We start from the raw sequence: 16,586 nt of genomic DNA, 5'->3' as shown, positions 1-16,586 counted from the left end.
GATGACTACACCGAGCACGCCCGAGGAACAGCAGCGGCAGCTGCGACAGCACCTGCAACAGCAGCAGCAACAGCAGCAGCAAGAGCAGCAGCAAGAGCAGCAGCGGCAGCAGCAGGAGCAGCCCGATCCGTACGGGACCCAGACCTGGCAGTCCCCGACGTGGGACACCTCGTACCAGCCGGTCGTGGCCCCGCTGGACGGCGTACCGGCGCAGTACCCGGTCGCCCCCGAGGGCTGGTTCCGCGAGGAGCCGCAGGGCCAGCCGCAGGTCCAGGCGCCCGTCCCCGGTCAGGAGTGGGGGCAGCAGCAGGCGTACCCGGATCCCTACGCGGACCCGTACGCGGCGCCGGCCTACCCCCAGGCCCCGGCCCCGGACCAGTGGTTCCGCGAGGAAGGGCAGGCGCAGCAGGCGTGGGGGGATCCGGCCTACCCGGACCCGTCCGCCCCCTTCCAGCCGGAGGCCCAGGCCCAGCCCCAGGCCCCGTACCTCCCGCAGCAGCCGGCCGAGGCCGCGGGCGGGGCTCCCGCCGCGCCCCCGGTGGCCGACGGGGAGTCCGAGGAGGAGCCCGCCTGGTCGCCGCCCACCCTCGCCGGCAACACGCTGCGCGCCGTGGACCCGGCCCAGGCCCGCGCCGAAGGCCGCTCGCCGATCATCGACCCCGGCCCGCAGGCGGCCATACTGACGGCCGCCCTCGGGCTGGTCCTCGCGGCCGCCGCCGCGCTGAGCGAGTACGCGCTGCTCGCGCCGCTGATCGCCCTCCAGGCGCTCACCGCGGCGGGCTGGTTCCGCCTCAACGGCATGTGGCCGGCCCGTCAGGGCATCGCCCTGGCCTTCGCCGGGGCGGTCGTCGCCGATGCGGCCGTGCTCGCGGTGGAGGAGCCGTACGGCCCCGGCGCGATCGTCGGCACCCTCGGCGCCTGGGTGCTGCTGACACTGGTGCTCCAGCTGCGCAGCCACGCCGAGCCGGACGAGCGGATGTACGGGCTGATGGCATCGGTGGCCTCGGCCGCGCTGGCCATCGTCTGCGCCGGCTACCTCGCCGCCGACTCCGCCGCCACGAGCGTGGGCGCCGCCGCCGTGGCGGTGGCCGTCTTCGCCCGGGCGCTCCCGCTGCCCACCGCACCCTCGGTCGGCGTCTCGCTGGCCGCCGCGACCGGTGCGGGCATCGCCGTGGGCGGGCTGACGTCCGTCGGCGCGGGCGGCGCGCTGATCGGCCTCGCGGCCGGGGTGTGCGCGCTGATCGGGCTGCGCGTGGCGGCGTACGACTACCCGTCGAAGTTCGTCCACATGACGGCCGGTGTCGCGCTGCCGCTGGCGGCGGCGGCCCCGGCGGTCTACCTGATCGGCAGGGTGGTGGGCTGAGCGGGCCGAGGCCCCGCACCCCCTCCAGGCACCTCTCGACGACGCCCGCCCCGCTCGCCCGGTGGCGGGCGTCGTCGTCACCTCACGCCACGTCACCTCACGCCACGTCATCTCACAGCGCCCTCACGGCCGGACATGGTCCACTGGGCCGTCGTACCAATCGTCTGGGGGGTGGGCGCGTGCGTGTCCTGCGTGTTGTTGTGATCATCGGAGTGGTCCTCGGTGGCCTGTTGGTCGGACTGGACCGCTGGGCGGCCGGCTATGCCGAGGACCGGATGGCCGAGCGGATCCAGGCCCGCCAGGGCCTGTCCGGGGTGGAGGTGGACATCCACGGGTTCCCCTTCCTGACCCAGGCGCTCTCCCACGACCTCGACCAGGTCGACCTGAAGGTGGCCGGCGCCGACGTGGCGACCGCGGACGGCCGCACGACGCACCTGTCCCGGCTGCGGGTCGCCTTCCGCAGCGTGGAGCTGAACGGCGACTACAGCGGTGGTACCGCCCGGTCCGCCCAGGGCTCGGCCCTCGTCACGTACGCCGCCCTGACCGCGGCCGCGCAGCCCGGGGTGACGGTGGCCTACGGCGGGGCGCCCGGCAAGCTGAAGGTCACCGCGAGCGTGGAGTTCCTCGGCCGCACCCTCAGCCGCAGCGTGGTGTCGACGGTCTCCCTGGTCGACGCCGGCGGGGGCAAGGGCGGCAAGACCGTCCGGGTCCGCGCCGACGAGGTGCCGGGCGAGGGCCTCCCCGGGATCGAGGCCGTGGTCCGCCGGAAGACCGACTTCGACCGGCGGATCGACGAGGGTCTGCCGTCGGGGGTCCGGCTGACGACGCTCACCTCGGACCAGGCCGGTGTGGTGCTCACTCTGGGCGGCACGAATCTGGCATTGGCCGGATAGTGAGACGAGTGGGTCCGATCCGCAGATGGGAAGGCCGTACGGGGCCCCGCGCGCCCCGCGCCGGACGGTTCGGCGGGGCTGTCATCCCACCATGCGGACGATCCTGTCTCGAAATATGACACGGCGGTGACAGGGTGGCCGATTCGTCCCTACGATCCATGGCTATGAAGCAACAGCAGGCGGATCTCACGAAGCGGCGGGCAGTAGACCTGTGTCGCGTCGCCGCCATGCTCTGTCGATCCATGTGACGTGTGAGCGCATCCCGCTCCATAGACCGGACGACAGCCTTCCGTTTTCCCGTGTGACCACCTCTGCCTCCCGCCCTCCTGAAGCCTCCCCGCAACAGGATCCGTCGGGGGCACCTCCCAGCGGTAGCTGGGGGAGCACCCGGACACACGTACCCCGCACCACCAGCACCACCCCGCCGCACACTGCCCCGGAGGAGAACACCATGAGCCGCAGCGACGTCCTCGTAGACGCCGACTGGGTCGAGGCCCACCTGAACGACGCGAACGTCGTCATCGTCGAGGTCGACGAGGACACGTCCGCGTACGACAAGAACCACATCACCAACGCCGTCCGGATCGACTGGAAGAGCGACCTCCAGGACCCGGTCCGCCGCGACTTCGTGGACCAGGAGGGCTTCGAGAAGCTCCTCTCCGCCAAGGGCATCTCCAACGACGACACCGTCGTCCTCTACGGCGGCAACAACAACTGGTTCGCGTCCTACGCCTACTGGTACTTCAAGCTCTACGGCCACCAGGACGTCCGCCTGCTCGACGGCGGCCGCAAGAAGTGGGAGCTCGACTCCCGCGACCTGGTCGACGGCACCGAGGTCCCGAGCCGCCCGGCCACCGAGTACAAGGCCAAGGCCCAGGACACCTCGATCCGCGCCTTCCGTGACGACGCGGTCGCCGCGATCGGCACCAAGAACCTGGTCGACGTCCGCTCCCCCGACGAGTTCTCGGGCAAGCTGCTCGCGCCGGCGCACCTCCCGCAGGAGCAGTCGCAGCGTCCGGGCCACATCCCGAGCGCCCGCAACATCCCGTGGTCGAAGAACGCCAACGACGACGGCACCTTCAAGTCCGACGAGGAACTGACGGCCCTCTACCAGGCCGAGCAGGTCGACCTGGCGAAGGACACCATCGCCTACTGCCGCATCGGTGAGCGCTCCGCGCTCACCTGGTTCGTGCTGCACGAGCTCCTGGGCCAGGAGAACGTCAAGAACTACGACGGCTCGTGGACCGAGTACGGCTCGCTGGTCGGCGTGCCGATCGAGCTCGGCGCCAACAAGTAGTTCCGGGCCGCAAGTACAACGGGCACCGCGACGCCCCCTAGTCGTACCTCTCTAGGACAGGACAGAGAACATGTGTGGAGCACAGATCGGCGGGCCCGACCTCGCCACGCTGAAGCCCGGTGAGACGGCCATCCAGGGCCAGGTCACCAAGGACGGCGAGCCCATCAGCGGTTACGTCCGCCTGCTGGACTCGACCGGCGAGTTCACCGCCGAGGTCCCGACCTCGGCCACCGGCCAGTTCCGCTTCTACGCGGCCGAGGGCTCCTGGACGCTGCGCGCCCTCGTGCCCGGCGCCCAGGCGGACCGCGCCGTGGTCGTCGTCGAGTCCGGCGGCGTCACGGACGTGGCGATCGCGGTCTGAGCACCGCACCTGTGTGAACGTATGACCGGCCGAAGGGCCGCACCCCCGGGGGTTGGACGCCATCGGATCGGGGTGCGGCCCTTCGTGTCGTTCCGTTCCGGGCCGTTCCGGGCCCTCCCGGGCCTCCCCGGGAGGGCGGGGCGGCTCTACGCTGGAGGCATGTACGCCCGGCGCCGGCGCGCCTATTTCCTGCTCATGGGCGGATGCCTGTTCCTCTTCGTCTCCGCCTGGTCCTTCGTGCGCCTGTGGTCGGTCCCGGCCGCCGTGGCGATGTGCGTGGTCGCCATGATCATCCCGCCGGTCGCCGCGATGGTCGCGAACCGGCGCGGTCCGGACGACCGGTGGTGGGACGACCCCTCGGGTGACGCGAAGTCCGACGAGTGGTGGGACGAACTGGATGGAAAGCGGCGTCATGAGGATTGAAACCTGTTGAGATAAAAATGTAATAAGGATGATCGCGGTATCTCCCCACGTGAGGGTGTTCTCTGTGGACGCGGGCAGTCGATCCGCGACTCCAGTCCTGTGGGGGGACTTCTTTTGGAACACGAACAGACCATCCCTGACCAGCGGAAAGAGGCCGAGAGCAGCCCGGAACCGGGCACTGCGGGCGTTGCAGAGGCAGCCGTTGCGAACGCAGTCTCGGCCACTCCCCGCCGTCGTCGCGGCGGCCGTACGGTCCTCCTGATCGCGGGCGCCGTCGTGCTCGGCGTCCTGGCGGGCACGGTCACCGGTTACGCGGTCCAGTACCACCGCGAACCGACGCCGCTGGTCCCGCTGGCGCAGGCGGACCTGGTGGCGCCGAAGGCACTCGCGCCCGGTGACGCCACCACGAGCAAGACGATCAACGCCAACCGCTGGCACAAGACGGACGACGACCTCGCGAAGCTGCTCATCGAGGCACCGGGCGGGGCGAAGAAGGGCGGCTCGGGCTACGTCTCCGCCGATGTCCTCTCGCTGGACTTCAAGTACCCCGACCGTGCCCTGAGCGACTTCGCCGCCACGGGGTTCCGCCGGGCCGCCTCGGTGGGGTGGTCGCAGGACGACACGACGTTCGTCGACGTGAGGCTGCTGCAGTTCAACGACCGCAGTGCCGCGGAGGATTACCAGCGCGAGCAGTCCGCGTACACGAACACGAAGGAGTACGCCGGCAACGACGGCATGCCCATCGACGGACTTCCCTCGGATCTCGGGCACGTCTGGGTGTTCTCGAAGGCCTTCGAGAAGCCGGGCTACCTGCCGATGCTCGCCGCGCGGGCGTACGCCCGCCGCGGCGACGTCGTCCTCGAGATCTACTACACGAACAACCGGGGCAAGATCGCGGCAGGCGACGTCATGGAGCTTGCCAAGCGACAGCTGGAGCGACTGTGACCGAGCCGACGCAGAACGACGTGACCCCGGCAGAGGTCGTAGCCGCGCCCGAGGCCGAAGGCGTAGCCGTAGAGGTACCCGAGGCCGAGGTGCTCCCTGTACCGCCCGCCAAGACCGCGCGCCGGATCAACCGCAGGGTGGCCGCCCTGTTCGGAGCCGGCGTCGCCGTCGCCGTGCTGGTAGGCGGTGGCGCCGCCGCGTCCTCCGCGATCGCGGACGCGGACCGGGAAGCCCCCACCGCCTACTGGGTCCCCGTGGGCGAGCAAATGGGGAAGACCGTCGAGCCCGGCAACGTCCCGGCGAACGAGCTCACCGGCAAGCTGCTGCCGATCCCGGCCGGCTTCACCCTCGGCCCCGACCTGGGGGCGTACGGCAAGGACTTCTACGTCTCCGGGCAGAAGGCGGTCGACGGCTTCAAGGAGTCCCGCAACGGCCTGTCCACCACCGAGCGCAAGAAGCGCGACGAGCTGCTGGCCGGGCTGAAGCTCAAGGGCCTGGCAGGGCGCAGCTACACCAAGTTCGAGCGCAAGGGCGGGTGGGTCGCGGAGGTCCGCATCATGCAGGCCGACCCGAAGGCCGTGGGCAACCACGCCGAGTTCGTCAAGAAGCTCCTCGAGCTCACCGGCGACGAGCGCCCGGCGCCGAAGGTGGACGGATTCCCGGACGCCAAGTGCTCGCTGATGGCGATGGGGGCGGAGGGCAAGGAGACGATCGACTCGATGGACTGCACGGCCGTCGAGGGCGATGTGGTCGTCACCTTCCGCGCCTACGGGGCCAAGCCCTTCTCCACCACCGACGCCGTCGCGTTCTTCAAGAACCAGATGAGCCACCTGAAGACCCCCGGGGAGTCCGCGTGACCGAGCAGAACACCACCGGGGCCGTGACGGTGGCCCCCGGGGACGAGCCCGTGGCCGCCGCGGCGGCCCCGGAGACTTCCGCGGCGCCTGAGTCCGCCGCGCCCGAGTCCGCCGCGCCGGAGGTCACCGCCACACCGGAGGTCACCGCCGACCCGGAGGCCCCGGGCGCCGCCGAGTCCGCCGCCCCCGAGGTCCCCGCCGCGCCCAAGGACCGCCGCAAGCTGTTCGCCGCGCTGCGCTGGACCGCCGCCGTACTCGTCTTCGGCGCCGTCGGCACGGGCGTCGCGTACCAGGTCACCCAGGCCGAGCGCACCGACATCCCGGGCCTGTCCACCAAGGCCGACGGCCGCTGGGTCTACCCGGCCCTGGTCAAGCCGACGCTGCCGGCGGGCGCGGCGCTGCCGTTCGCCAAGGACAACGAGGACGGCATCCACTACGCCGGCCTCACCCAGTTGCTCCTGCCGCCGCCCACCGGTTCCACGCCCGACTCCACGCTGAAGCTGGAGAAGGACGAGGTGGTGACCCCGGACTCCTTCCTGACGGAGTACGACGCCTCCGAGCACGCGGAGATGAAGGCGCAGTTCGCCAACGACGGCCTGCGGCAGATCGTCGGCCGCGGCTGGACCACTCCGGACGGCACGCTCACGCGCGTCTACCTGCTGCGGTACCACTCCTCCGGTTTCGCGGACTCCTTCGAGGAGTGCGGCGACGGCATGCACCTGAACGCGACCAACGTCGCCCCGGACCAGTCCTGGGCGGAGGCGAGGAACCGGCGGCAGTCCTGGCCCGGCCTGGGGGCCGAGGTCATGCTCTACGCCGAGCCCGCCCCGTTCGGTGACGTGCAGGCCAAGGTCGGCTGCGTCCGCTCCGGTGACGTGGTGGCCGTGATCCTCCAGTCCCGCAAGGGCGGGGTCGCGGCCGTGCCCTTCCACCAGACGGTGATCCTCCAGCACCAGCTGCTCGACTAGCGCGCGGCCGGCGGGGGCGCGTCGTACGGGCTACCTCACACGGTGCCCCGGTCCCCAGACCAGTAGGCTTGGGGACCGGCCCCGTAACGCCACCTTGAAACCATTGAGAACACCGAGGAGCACCCCGTGCTTGAGGCAGTCTTCACCTCCCTGCTGATCCTGGTCTGCGTCGGCGTCCTCGCCTTCTCCGGACTGGCCGTGAAGAAGCTGTACCAGGGCCAGCGCTGATCCCCTCGGATCTACCGCCGACCGCCCGGACCGCCCGGATACCGGAACCCCTCCCACAGATCGCCTGAGCTGAGCAGCCATTCATGATCCAGATCCCGTCCGACCTGAACCCGGGTCTCGTCCCCCTCGCCTTCCTCCTCGGTAACTGGGAGGGAGCGGGCGTCTTCGACTTCCCCGGTGAGGAGAAGTGCAACTTCGGCCAGGAAGTCGTCTTCAGCCACGACGGCCGGGACTTCCTGGAGTACACCTCCCACACCTGGGTGCTCGACGCCGAGGGCAACAAGGTGCGGCCGCTGGAGTCCGAGTCGGGCTACTGGCGCATCGACAAGGACCGCAAGGTCGAGATCGTCATGGTCCGCGACCAGGGCGTCGTCGAGGTCTGGTACGGCGAGCTCGCCGACAAGAAGCCGCAGATCGACGTGGTCACCGACGCGGTGGCCCGTACCGCGGCCTCCGGCCCGTACAGCGGCGGCAAGCGGCTCTACGGCTACGTGAAGAGCGACCTGATGTGGGTCGGCGAGAAGGCCACCCCCGAGGTCGAGCTGCGCCCCTACATGTCGGCCCAGCTGAAGAAGGTCGTCACGCCGGAGGAGGTCGCGGAGATGGCGCGCAACCTTCCGGACATGCCGGACGACGGCATCGCCTTCTTCCGCTAGACCGCGAGCTGGACCGCGCGAGTCCGTACGCAAGCATGCGCGGGAGCCCCCGGCCGCCCAGGCCGCCGGGGGCTCCCGCGCGCCCGGGCCCTTCCCGCCAGGCCCCCGCCCGGCCTGCGCCCGCTTCCCGCACGGCCTCCCCGCTCCCCTCCCGCGGGCCCGAGGCCTACACTGGCCGGGTGGTGACCACCGACAGCACTGAAAGCACCGAGAGCCTCGCCGCCGCCGAAGGCGGTGACTGGAAGAGCGACCTGCGCCAGCGCGGATACCGCCTGACCCCGCAGCGCCAGCTCGTGCTGGAAGCGGTCGACGCCCTGGAGCACGCCACCCCGGACGAGATCCTCGTAGAGGTGCGCAAGACGGCCTCCGGGGTCAACATCTCCACGGTCTACCGCACGCTGGAGCTCCTGGAGGAGCTGAAGCTGGTCTCCCACGCCCACCTCGGGCACGGGGCCCCCACCTACCACCTCGCCGACCGGCACCACCACATCCACCTGGTCTGCCGCGACTGCACCGAGGTCATCGAGGCGGACCTGGACATCGCCGCCGACTTCACCGCCAAGCTCCGCGACACCTTCGGCTTCGAGACCGACATGAAGCACTTCGCGATCTTCGGCCGCTGCAAGAACTGCGCGGCCAAGCAGCGCTAGTCAGCAGGTGCCCGGGCGCGCCCTAGGACACCCCGGAGCGGGGTCGTAGGCTGGTGGCATGACCAGCAGCCCCTTGCTCCATCTCCCCGGCGCCGTACAGGCCGAAGGCCGCGACGAGGGCGTCGCCGCCCACTACGGCGAGCTCTACGGAGAACAGCGCGCACTCGCCGACGGCCGCGGCTTCGTGGACCTCTCCCACCGCGGGGTGGTCACCGTCACCGGCCCGGACCGGCTGAGCTGGCTGCACCTGCTGATCACTCAGCACGTCACCGCGCTCCCGGCCGGCGAGGCCACCGAGGCGCTGATCCTCTCCGCGAACGGCCACATCGAGCACGCGCTCTACCTCGTCGACGACGGCGAGACGATGTGGATGCACGTCGAGCCCGGCACCCAGGAGGCGCTGATCGCCTACCTGGAGTCGATGATCTTCTTCTACCGCGTGGAAGTCGCGGACCGGACCGCCGAGTTCGCCGTCGTGCACCTGCCGGCCGGCTCCATCGCCGAGGTCGCCAAGGAACTCGCCGTACGCGAGACCCCGTACGGCCGCGACGTGTTCCTGCCCCGCGCCGACCTGGAGGCCTTCGCCGCCTCCTACGGCCCGGCCGCCGGGCTGCTCGCGTACGAGGCCCTGCGCGTCGAGGCGCACCGGCCGCGGCTCGGCCTGGAGACCGACCACCGCACCATCCCGCACGAGCTCGGCTGGATCGGCACGGCCGTGCACCTGCAGAAGGGCTGCTACCGCGGCCAGGAGACGGTGGCCCGCGTCCACAACCTGGGGAAGCCGCCGCGCCGGCTGGTCTTCCTGCACCTGGACGGCTCCGAGGTGCTGCTCCCCGCGCACGGCGCGCCCGTACGGCTCGCCGCGGACGGGGAGGAGGGCCGCCAGCTGGGCTTCGTGACCACCTCGGTCCGCCACCACGAGCTGGGCCCGATCGCCCTCGCGCTGGTCAAGCGGAACGTCCCGCTGGACGCCCCGCTCCTGGTGGGCGGGACGGCCGCCGCCCAGGAGGTCGTCGTGGCGCCGTAGTGCCGTGGCGCCGTAAACGGCTGCGCTCTAGATGTCGATGACGATGGTGAACGGGCCGTGGTTGGTCAGCGAGACCCGCATGTCCGCGCCGAACCGGCCCGTCTCCACCGTCGCACCCAGCGCCCGCAGTTGCGCCACGACTTCGTCCACGAGCGGCTCGGCGAAGGCGCCGCCCGCGGCCGCGTTCCACGTGGGGCGGCGGCCCTTGCGGGCGTCTCCGTAGAGGGTGAACTGGGAGATCACCAGCAGCGGCGCGTTCACGTCGCTGCAGGACTTCTCGGCCTCCAGGATCCGCACCGACCAGAGCTTGCGCGCCAGCAGCTCCGCCTTCTCCGGGGTGTCGTCATGGGTCACCCCCACCAGGACGCACAGCCCCTCCCCGACGATCTCCCCGACGGTCTCGCCGGCCACCACGACGCTCGCGCCGTCCACCCTCTGCACCACTGCTCGCATACCACCTGTGTACCAGGCGTGCACCCGTCCGGGGCCGATCGGGTGGAGTGGGACTGCGTCGGCACCGTGCGGAGTGGCACGATGCACGCAGGCGGTGCCCTCAGCACCGGTCGAGGGGACGGACACGAACGCATGAATACTTCTGGTACCTCCGCACCTGCACCTGCACCTGCTCCTGCGCCCGTCGGACCCGTGGGATCCGGAGCGACCACCGCTCCCGCGGTGTCCGCCGAGACCCCGGTGGCCGCGGCGCCGCGCCCGCCCGCGCAGCGGACCGGGGCCTCGGACGCCCCGCCGACGGCGACGACCGCGCTCGGACTGCCGGAGCTGCGCGGGCTGCGCCGGGACGCGCAGCGCGACGAGGCCGACCTGAGCTACGTACGCCGGCTGCTCCAGGGCCGCATCGACATCCTGCGCGCCGAGCTCGCGCGGCGTACGGACCCCGAGGCGCCGGTGGTGGACCGGCTCTCGGAGATCCTCGCGGACGCCCCCTCCAGCCGCAGCGCCTCCGCCCGGCACGTCACGCTCGGCACCCCGCACGGGGAGGAGTACCGGCTGCTGGCGGCCGAGATGCTCTCCGACGTGGAGCTGTCGGACCTGGGAGCGCGCACGGACGAGGAACTCCACGAGGGCATGGGCCGGTTGGTGCGCTACGAGCAGCAGGTCTCGCGGCGCCGCCAACAGCTCCAGCGCACGGCCGACGACTGCAGCGCGGAGATCACCCGGCGCTACCGGGAGGGCGAGGCGCAGGTGGACGACCTGCTGGCCTGAGCGGGCCGGTCGGCCCGGGGGACGCCCCCGGGAAATCCGCGCGACGGGGGCGGGCCGGGCCGATTAGCGTGGGTGGCTATGAGCGCTGATGTCCGGCCGATCGCCGTATCCGAACTTCCCGAGTGGCTGCGTACCAATCAGGTCGGGTTCCTGAACGCGGTGCCCCCCACGGCCGCGGACATCGCCCAGCTGACCGAGGTCTTCGACTTCGCCCGGACGCAGGGCGGGTTCGACGCGGACACCGGCCGGTGCGTGGCGACCTTCCGCTCCTTCCCGCAGGAACTGACCGTGCCCGGCGGGGCGTTCGTCCCGTCCAGCGCCGTCACGAACGTGACCGTGGCGCCCACGCACCGCAGGCAGGGCCTGCTGACCCGGATGATGGCCGCCGACCTGTCCGCCGCGCACGCGCGCGGTGACGTGCTGTCGACGCTGATCTCCGCCGAGTACCCGATCTACGGGCGGTACGGGTACGGGCCCGCCACCTCTGTCTCGGAGTGGGAGATCGACGTACCGCGCACCGGACTCGACCCGCGGCAGCCGCTGCCCGGGGACGGCGGGAGGATCGACCTCGTCGACGAGGCCGAGGTGCGGGAGCTGGGCCCGGCCCTGCACGAGCGGGTGCGGGCGGCCACGCCCGGCGCGGTGAGCCGCGACGCCCGCTGGTGGCAGGTGAACACGGGCGCGGAGACGTTGTCGCACAGCCCGTACACGCCGTCCTTCCACGCGGTGTACCGCACCGCGCAGGGCGAGGTGGCCGGGCTGGTCCGGTACGTCACCGACGACAACTGGACGGACGCGAAGGTTCCGCTGAACACCCTGAAGGTCATGCGGTTGCTCGCCGTCAGCCCGGAAGCGGAGCGGGCGCTGTGGCGTTTCCTGTGCTCCGTCGACTGGGTGATGAAGGTCCGCACCGGCTACCGCGCCCCCGACGACCTGGTCGCGCGGCTGCTGCCCGATGTGCGCGCCGCCCGGATGCTGACCTCGGCGGACTGGTTGTGGGTGCGGTTGCTGGACGTCGTACGGGCCCTCGGCGCGCGGACGTACGCCGTGCCCGGGGTCCTCGTCCTGGAGGTGGTCGACAAGACCGGTCCGGCGGGCGGGCGTTACCGGCTGGACGCGGGCGCGGGGGAGTGCGTACGCACGGAGGAGCCGGCCGACCTGCGGCTGGACGTGGGCACACTGGGGTCGCTGTACCTGGGCGACGAGTCGGCGGTGCGCCTGGCGGCGCTCGGCGAGATCACGGAGGAGCGCCCCGGGGCGGTCGCGCTCGCGGACGTGGTGTTCCGTACGGCGCGCCGGCCGTGGTGCCCGGACATCTTCTGAGCGGCCGAAACGGAACCTGGAACGGGAAGTACGAGGACTGAGGTACGTGGCAACACTGGTGGAGACCCTGCGGGCGGCCGGCTGCGTCTTCGCGGAGGAGGAGGCGGAGCTGCTGACGGCCGCCGCCGAGGACGCGGGGCACCTGGAGGGGCTGCTGGCCCGGCGGGTGGCGGGCGAACCGCTGGAACACGTCGTCGGCTGGGCGGAGTTCTGCGGGCTGCGGATGGCCGTCGGCGAGGGGGCGTTCGTGCCGCGCCGGCGCAGCGAGTTCCTCGCGCAGGAGGCGGTGGAGGCGGCCCGGCCCGGCGCGGTGGTCGTGGACCTGTGCTGCGGGGTGGGCGCGCTGGGCGCCGCCGTGGCCGCGCAGGTGCCGGGCGCCGAGTTGCACGCGGCGGACATCGACCCCGCCGCGCTCGCCTACGCCCGGCGCAACGTGGCCCCTTACGGCGGCCGGGTGTGGGAGGGCGACCTCTACGCGGCCCTGCCCGCGGGGATCCTGGGCCGGGTGGACGTGCTGGTGGTCAACGCCCCGTACGTCCCGACCGGGGAGATCGGCCTGCTGCCGGCGGAGGCCCGCGACCACGAGCCGCCCGTCTCCCTGGACGGCGGACCGGACGGCCTGGACGTACACCGCCGGGTGGCCGCCGGCGCCCCGCCCTGGCTCGCGCCGGGCGGCAGCCTGCTGATCGAGACGAGCGCCCGCCAGGCCCCGGTCACCGCCTCGGCCCTGACGGCGGCGGGGCTGTCGGTGCGCGCAGTGACCTCCGAGGAGTACTACGCGACGGTGATCATCGCGAAGGCGCCTTAGCCTGCATCGCGCATCGCGCATCGCGCATCGCGCATCGCGCATCGCGCATCGCGCATCGCGCATCGCGCATCGCGCATCGCGGAGAGGAACGAGGAGCCGGATTGATCACGGAGCACCAGCAGGGCCTGCGCGAGCGCTACACCGCCGCCCCCGTCATGCCGGCCCCGGATCCGTGGCGGCCGGTGCTGGACCGCAGGACTCCGATCGGGGGCCTGCTCGGCATCGGCTTCGCCGTCCATCCCGACACCGGGCACGACCTCGTCATGGTCGTGTCCGGCGACGGTCACGGGCTCATCGACGCGGTCACCGGCGAGAAGATCGCCCACGACCGGGACCCCGACCCCGACACCAGCACCCCCGACGCCGCGCCGGACCTCACCTGCCCCGGGCTCGGCCCGGTCGAGGGCGCCCGGGTCCCCATCGCGGGGCTCTTCGGCGGCGGCCTGCACAGCACCACACCGGACGGCTGGACCCTGGACGTCGTCAGCCCGGAGTGGCCCCACGACCGCGTGGTGCTCTCCGCCGACGGCGGAATGCACAAGGGGCCGGCGGAAGGGACGTGGTGGCACGTCTTCCACTCCGACTACTCGGAACTCCGCGCCGCCGGCTTCTCCCCCTCCGGCCTCACCCTGGCGGTCGCCACCAGCAGCGACCTCACCCTCTGGACCCGCCCCGGGCTCCACTTCGACGACTGAGCGTGGGAGCTGTTGCAAGCAAGCTGCTTGCAATAGTTAGCACGGTGCGGCAGGATCGGGGCATGGCATCGCTCAACGTCGGGAATCTCGGCGAATACCTGCGCGAGCAACGGCGGCAGGCGCAGCTTTCACTGCGGCAGCTGGCCGATGCGGCGGGGGTGTCGAATCCGTACCTCAGTCAGATCGAGCGCGGGCTGCGCAAGCCGAGCGCGGACATCCTGCAGCAGCTGGCCAAGGCGCTGCGGATCTCCGCCGAGACGCTGTACGTGCAGGCCGGAATCCTGGACGAGCGGGACCGGGACGCCGTGGAGACGAGGGCCGCGATCCTCGCCGATCCGTCGATCAGCGAGCAGCAGAAGCAGGTGCTGCTCCAGATCTACGCGTCCTTCCGCAAAGAGAACGCCGCGGAGGCCGAAGCCGCCGCCGACGGCGATGCCGAGACGCGCCGTACGGGCTGAGTACGCGCCGCACCGAGCACGAACCGCACTGAGCAAGACCTGCACTGAGCACGAACCGCACTGAGCACGAACCGAGACCGTGATCCGGGAGGACCACCACATGGCCATCGCCGATGACCTGAAGAAGACCCTCACCGACCCGACCCCCCTCTACTTCGCCGCCGGCACCGCCGACCTCGCCGTGCAGCAGGCCAAGAAGGTGCCCGGGCTGATCGAGCAGCTGCGCGCCGAGGCCCCCGCGCGCATCGAGGCCGTGAAGAACACCGACCCGAAGGCCGTGCAGGAGAAGGCCAAGGGGAAGGCCAAGGAGGCGCAGGAGGCGGTCACCGCCACGGTCGCCGAGGTGCTCGGCGCGATCGACGCCAAGAAGATCGGGGAGACCGCCCAGGACCTGGCGCTGCGCGGGGTCGGCGTGGCCGCCGAGTACGCGGTCAAGGCCAAGGAGGCCTACGACAAGGTCGCCGAGCACGGTGAGCAGACCGTACGGGCGTGGCGCGGCGAGGTCTCCGAGGAGATCGTCGACATCGCCGTCGTCGTGGAGCCGGAAGCCGCCGAGCCGGTGGCGCAGGAGCCCGTCGCGGAGCCCGCGCCGAAGAAGGCCCCGGCCCGCAAGGCCACGGCCAAGAAGGCCGCCGCCGAGTCGGCCGACCAGAGCTGAGTACGGCGCGACGGACCGGGCACCCGCGGGGGGTCCGGTCCGTCGTGGTTTGGGAAAGGGGCTCTGCCGGTAGCGTGGAGGCAGGTAGCATCCGGCGGGCACGATGCGAGAAGGCGGTCAGGCGATGTTGATGGACGGGTTCAACGGAGTGCTCCTGCTGCTCACGTGGGCCATGCTCGGGCTCGCCGTGGCGGCCTTCGTGCTGGCGCTCATGGCGCGCGAGGACGCGTACCGGGCGGCGAGCAAGCAGACCAAGACCTTCTGGCTGGTCATCCTCGGCATCACCGTGGTCGTGGACCTGTTCCTCGGGATGCTCTTCCTGCAGATCGCCGGGCTGGTCGCCAGCATCGTGTTCTTCGTCGACGTGCGGCCCGCCCTGAAACAGGTCTCGGGCGGCGGTGGCGGCCGGCGGGGCGGCAGTAGCAGCGACGGGCCGTACGGGCCCTACAACGGCGGACGGTAGGGCCTAGGCGGCCGTAAGCCCTGAGCGGGCCGCGGTCCGGACCCGTCAGCCCTCGGCGCGGGAGAGCAGGACGACGGCGACGTCGTCCGTCAGCTCCCCGCCGTTGAGGCGGCGGGCTTCGGTCACGGAGGCTTCGAGCAGGCCTTCGCCGCTCAGCCCGCCGTCCAGGTGGCGGTTGATCATCTCGACCATGCCGTCCTGCCCCAGCCGCTCCTTGCCCTGCCCGATCCGGCCCTCGATCAGGCCGTCGGTGTAGAGCATCAGGCTCCACGTGCCGCCCAGCTCCACCTGGCGGCGCGGCCAGCGGGCCCGGGGCAGCAGGCCGAGCGCCGGGCCGCTGTTCTCGTACGGGAGCAGTCGCGCGGGGCGGCCCGGCCGGGAGATCAGTGGCGCCGGATGGCCCGCGAGGCACAGGCCCGCGCGTCGGCCGTCCGGGGCGATGTCCACCGTGCAGAGCGTCGCGAAGATCTCCTCGCAGGGGCGCTCGACTTCGAGGACCTCCTGGAGGGTGGCGAGCAGGTCGTCGCCGCACAGGCCGGCCAGGGTCAGCGCCCGCCAGGCGATGCGCAGTTCGACGCCGAGGGCGGCCTCGTCCGGGCCGTGGCCGCAGACGTCGCCGATCATCGCGTGGACGGTGCCGTCGGGGGTGCGGACGGTGTCGTAGAAGTCCCCGCCGAGGAGGGCGCGGCTGCGGCCGGGGCGGTAGCGGGCGGCGAACCGGAGGTCGGAACCCTCCAGGAGCGGGTGCGGGAGCAGCCCGCGTTCCAGCCGGGCGTTCTCCTGGGCCCGCAGTTTCGATTCTGCAAGCTTGTACTGGGCGATGTCCGCCCGTTTTCTCTCCACCGCGTAGCGGATGGCCCGGCTGAGCAGCCGCCCGTCGAGCTCGTCGCGGAACAGGAAGTCCTGGGCCCCCACGCGTACGGCCTCGGCGGCGCGGTCCGCGTCCTCCTCGGAGGTCAGCACGAGGACGGCGTGCCGCGGGGCGATGCGGAGCACCTGGCGCAGCGGGCCGAACGGATCGGCGGCGTCGCCGGAGCCCGCGCCGCCGTGCGGGAGTGCGAGGTCGAGCAGGACGCAGTTCACGTCGGGGGTGAGCAGCCGGGCCGCCTCCGTGAGGTTGCGGGCGCTGCGCAGCCGGATGCGGTGGCCGTCGGCGTCGAGGATCTCGGGGACGGTGAGGCCGCCGGCGGGGTCGTCCTCGATCACCAGCAGGGTGAGCGATGACGCGCCGCCCGGGCCGCTCTCGGTGGCCGGGATGTCCCTCTGCCGCGGTACGGGTACGGGCATTC

Annotated in this window: 21 protein-coding genes; 19 read left to right on the top strand and 2 right to left on the bottom strand. The window is 72.0% G+C overall.

Features of this window, described 5'->3' with window-relative positions:
- The first annotated feature begins 1 nt into the window (after nt 1).
- From OG435_RS21695 to OG435_RS21645, 12 genes are all read left to right on the top strand, one after another.
- Entirely contained in the window at nt 2-1,363 is a 1,362-nt protein-coding gene (locus OG435_RS21695; protein WP_266878872.1) for a hypothetical protein, read from the top strand.
- A 179-nt stretch (nt 1,364-1,542) separates the two neighbouring features.
- Complete coding sequence (locus tag OG435_RS21690) at nt 1,543-2,256, top strand: LmeA family phospholipid-binding protein (RefSeq protein WP_266878870.1); 714 nt, start codon at nt 1,543-1,545, stop codon at nt 2,254-2,256.
- A 158-nt stretch (nt 2,257-2,414) separates the two neighbouring features.
- Nucleotides 2,415-2,504 (top strand): Ms5788A family Cys-rich leader peptide, encoded by a 90-nt coding sequence (locus OG435_RS50370; RefSeq protein ID WP_353962781.1) that lies wholly within the window; start codon nt 2,415-2,417, stop codon nt 2,502-2,504.
- 203 nt (nt 2,505-2,707) lie between these two features.
- Nucleotides 2,708-3,553, top strand: a complete 846-nt coding sequence (locus tag OG435_RS21685) for a sulfurtransferase (RefSeq protein WP_112449118.1) — start codon at nt 2,708-2,710, stop codon at nt 3,551-3,553.
- Nucleotides 3,554-3,623: 70 nt separating this feature from the next.
- Nucleotides 3,624-3,914: a DUF1416 domain-containing protein gene (locus OG435_RS21680; RefSeq protein ID WP_112449119.1), complete on the top strand. Its 291-nt coding sequence runs from the start codon at nt 3,624-3,626 to the stop codon at nt 3,912-3,914.
- Between the two features lie 159 nt (nt 3,915-4,073).
- Nucleotides 4,074-4,337, top strand: a complete 264-nt coding sequence (locus OG435_RS21675) for a DUF3099 domain-containing protein (protein ID WP_266878867.1) — start codon at nt 4,074-4,076, stop codon at nt 4,335-4,337.
- A gap of 114 nt (nt 4,338-4,451) precedes the next feature.
- Nucleotides 4,452-5,282, top strand: a complete 831-nt coding sequence (locus tag OG435_RS21670) for a hypothetical protein (protein WP_266878865.1) — start codon at nt 4,452-4,454, stop codon at nt 5,280-5,282.
- Entirely contained in the window at nt 5,279-6,139 is an 861-nt protein-coding gene (locus tag OG435_RS21665; protein WP_266878863.1) for a hypothetical protein, read from the top strand. Before OG435_RS21670 ends, OG435_RS21665 begins: the two co-directional genes overlap by 4 nt.
- Entirely contained in the window at nt 6,136-7,107 is a 972-nt protein-coding gene (locus tag OG435_RS21660) for a hypothetical protein (protein WP_266878861.1), read from the top strand. Before OG435_RS21665 ends, OG435_RS21660 begins: the two co-directional genes overlap by 4 nt.
- Nucleotides 7,108-7,418: 311 nt before the next feature.
- The gene (locus tag OG435_RS21655) at nt 7,419-7,991 is read left to right on the top strand and encodes an FABP family protein (protein ID WP_250744595.1); all 573 of its coding nucleotides are present in this window, start codon (nt 7,419-7,421) and stop codon (nt 7,989-7,991) included.
- Between the two features lie 182 nt (nt 7,992-8,173).
- On the top strand, nt 8,174-8,641 hold the full coding sequence (locus tag OG435_RS21650) for a Fur family transcriptional regulator (protein WP_266881970.1): 468 nt from the start codon (nt 8,174-8,176) through the stop codon (nt 8,639-8,641).
- 58 nt (nt 8,642-8,699) lie between these two features.
- On the top strand, nt 8,700-9,668 hold the full coding sequence (locus OG435_RS21645) for a YgfZ/GcvT domain-containing protein (protein ID WP_266878858.1): 969 nt from the start codon (nt 8,700-8,702) through the stop codon (nt 9,666-9,668).
- A 27-nt stretch (nt 9,669-9,695) separates the two neighbouring features.
- Here OG435_RS21645 and dtd read toward each other — a convergent pair whose 3' ends face one another.
- The gene (gene dtd, locus OG435_RS21640) at nt 9,696-10,121 is read right to left on the bottom strand and encodes a D-aminoacyl-tRNA deacylase (RefSeq protein WP_250744592.1); all 426 of its coding nucleotides are present in this window, start codon (nt 10,119-10,121) and stop codon (nt 9,696-9,698) included.
- A 132-nt stretch (nt 10,122-10,253) separates the two neighbouring features.
- Between dtd and OG435_RS21635 the strand changes: the two genes are divergently transcribed.
- From OG435_RS21635 to OG435_RS21605, 7 genes are all read left to right on the top strand, one after another.
- Entirely contained in the window at nt 10,254-10,892 is a 639-nt protein-coding gene (locus OG435_RS21635; protein ID WP_266878856.1) for an AmfC protein, read from the top strand.
- Between the two features lie 78 nt (nt 10,893-10,970).
- Complete coding sequence (locus tag OG435_RS21630) at nt 10,971-12,215, top strand: GNAT family N-acetyltransferase (protein ID WP_266878854.1); 1,245 nt, start codon at nt 10,971-10,973, stop codon at nt 12,213-12,215.
- A gap of 46 nt (nt 12,216-12,261) precedes the next feature.
- Nucleotides 12,262-13,023 carry a putative protein N(5)-glutamine methyltransferase gene (locus tag OG435_RS21625; protein ID WP_430625670.1) on the top strand — a complete coding sequence of 254 codons (762 nt, stop codon included), beginning with the start codon at nt 12,262-12,264 and terminating at the stop codon, nt 13,021-13,023.
- A gap of 101 nt (nt 13,024-13,124) precedes the next feature.
- Entirely contained in the window at nt 13,125-13,718 is a 594-nt protein-coding gene (locus OG435_RS21620) for a hypothetical protein (protein WP_266878852.1), read from the top strand.
- Between the two features lie 62 nt (nt 13,719-13,780).
- Nucleotides 13,781-14,176 carry a helix-turn-helix domain-containing protein gene (locus tag OG435_RS21615; RefSeq protein ID WP_266878850.1) on the top strand — a complete coding sequence of 132 codons (396 nt, stop codon included), beginning with the start codon at nt 13,781-13,783 and terminating at the stop codon, nt 14,174-14,176.
- 100 nt (nt 14,177-14,276) lie between these two features.
- A complete protein-coding gene (locus tag OG435_RS21610; RefSeq protein ID WP_266878848.1) occupies nt 14,277-14,834 on the top strand; it encodes a hypothetical protein in 558 nt (185 codons plus the stop codon).
- A gap of 124 nt (nt 14,835-14,958) precedes the next feature.
- Complete coding sequence (locus OG435_RS21605; RefSeq protein WP_266881966.1) at nt 14,959-15,297, top strand: DUF2516 family protein; 339 nt, start codon at nt 14,959-14,961, stop codon at nt 15,295-15,297.
- Nucleotides 15,298-15,342: 45 nt separating this feature from the next.
- Here OG435_RS21605 and OG435_RS21600 read toward each other — a convergent pair whose 3' ends face one another.
- Complete coding sequence (locus OG435_RS21600) at nt 15,343-16,584, bottom strand: PP2C family protein-serine/threonine phosphatase (protein ID WP_266878846.1); 1,242 nt, start codon at nt 16,582-16,584, stop codon at nt 15,343-15,345.
- Between the last annotated feature and the right edge of the window lie 2 nt (nt 16,585-16,586).

It is taken from the genome of Streptomyces sp. NBC_01264 (assembly GCF_026340675.1).
Taxonomy (GTDB): Bacteria; Actinomycetota; Actinomycetes; order Streptomycetales; family Streptomycetaceae; genus Streptomyces.
The sequence above is the reverse complement of the archived record's forward strand: the minus strand, read 5'-3'. Positions and strand labels throughout refer to the sequence as shown.

Excerpts from the sequence above, each read along its gene's own strand:
- OG435_RS21610 (WP_266878848.1), top strand. The coding sequence starts at position 14,277 with ATGGCCATCGCCGATGACCTGAAGAAGACCCTCACCGACCCGACCCCC.
- OG435_RS21645 (WP_266878858.1), top strand. The coding sequence starts at position 8,700 with ATGACCAGCAGCCCCTTGCTCCATCTCCCCGGCGCCGTACAGGCCGAA.
- OG435_RS21600 (WP_266878846.1), bottom strand. The coding sequence starts at position 16,584 with ATGCCCGTACCCGTACCGCGGCAGAGGGACATCCCGGCCACCGAGAGC.
- OG435_RS21605 (WP_266881966.1), top strand. The coding sequence starts at position 14,959 with ATGTTGATGGACGGGTTCAACGGAGTGCTCCTGCTGCTCACGTGGGCC.
- dtd (WP_250744592.1), bottom strand. The coding sequence starts at position 10,121 with ATGCGAGCAGTGGTGCAGAGGGTGGACGGCGCGAGCGTCGTGGTGGCC.
- OG435_RS21635 (WP_266878856.1), top strand. The coding sequence starts at position 10,254 with ATGAATACTTCTGGTACCTCCGCACCTGCACCTGCACCTGCTCCTGCG.
- OG435_RS50370 (WP_353962781.1), top strand. The coding sequence starts at position 2,415 with ATGGCTATGAAGCAACAGCAGGCGGATCTCACGAAGCGGCGGGCAGTA.
- OG435_RS21630 (WP_266878854.1), top strand. The coding sequence starts at position 10,971 with ATGAGCGCTGATGTCCGGCCGATCGCCGTATCCGAACTTCCCGAGTGG.
- OG435_RS21680 (WP_112449119.1), top strand. The coding sequence starts at position 3,624 with ATGTGTGGAGCACAGATCGGCGGGCCCGACCTCGCCACGCTGAAGCCC.
- OG435_RS21685 (WP_112449118.1), top strand. The coding sequence starts at position 2,708 with ATGAGCCGCAGCGACGTCCTCGTAGACGCCGACTGGGTCGAGGCCCAC.
- OG435_RS21615 (WP_266878850.1), top strand. The coding sequence starts at position 13,781 with ATGGCATCGCTCAACGTCGGGAATCTCGGCGAATACCTGCGCGAGCAA.
- OG435_RS21675 (WP_266878867.1), top strand. The coding sequence starts at position 4,074 with ATGTACGCCCGGCGCCGGCGCGCCTATTTCCTGCTCATGGGCGGATGC.
- OG435_RS21655 (WP_250744595.1), top strand. The coding sequence starts at position 7,419 with ATGATCCAGATCCCGTCCGACCTGAACCCGGGTCTCGTCCCCCTCGCC.
- OG435_RS21695 (WP_266878872.1), top strand. The coding sequence starts at position 2 with ATGACTACACCGAGCACGCCCGAGGAACAGCAGCGGCAGCTGCGACAG.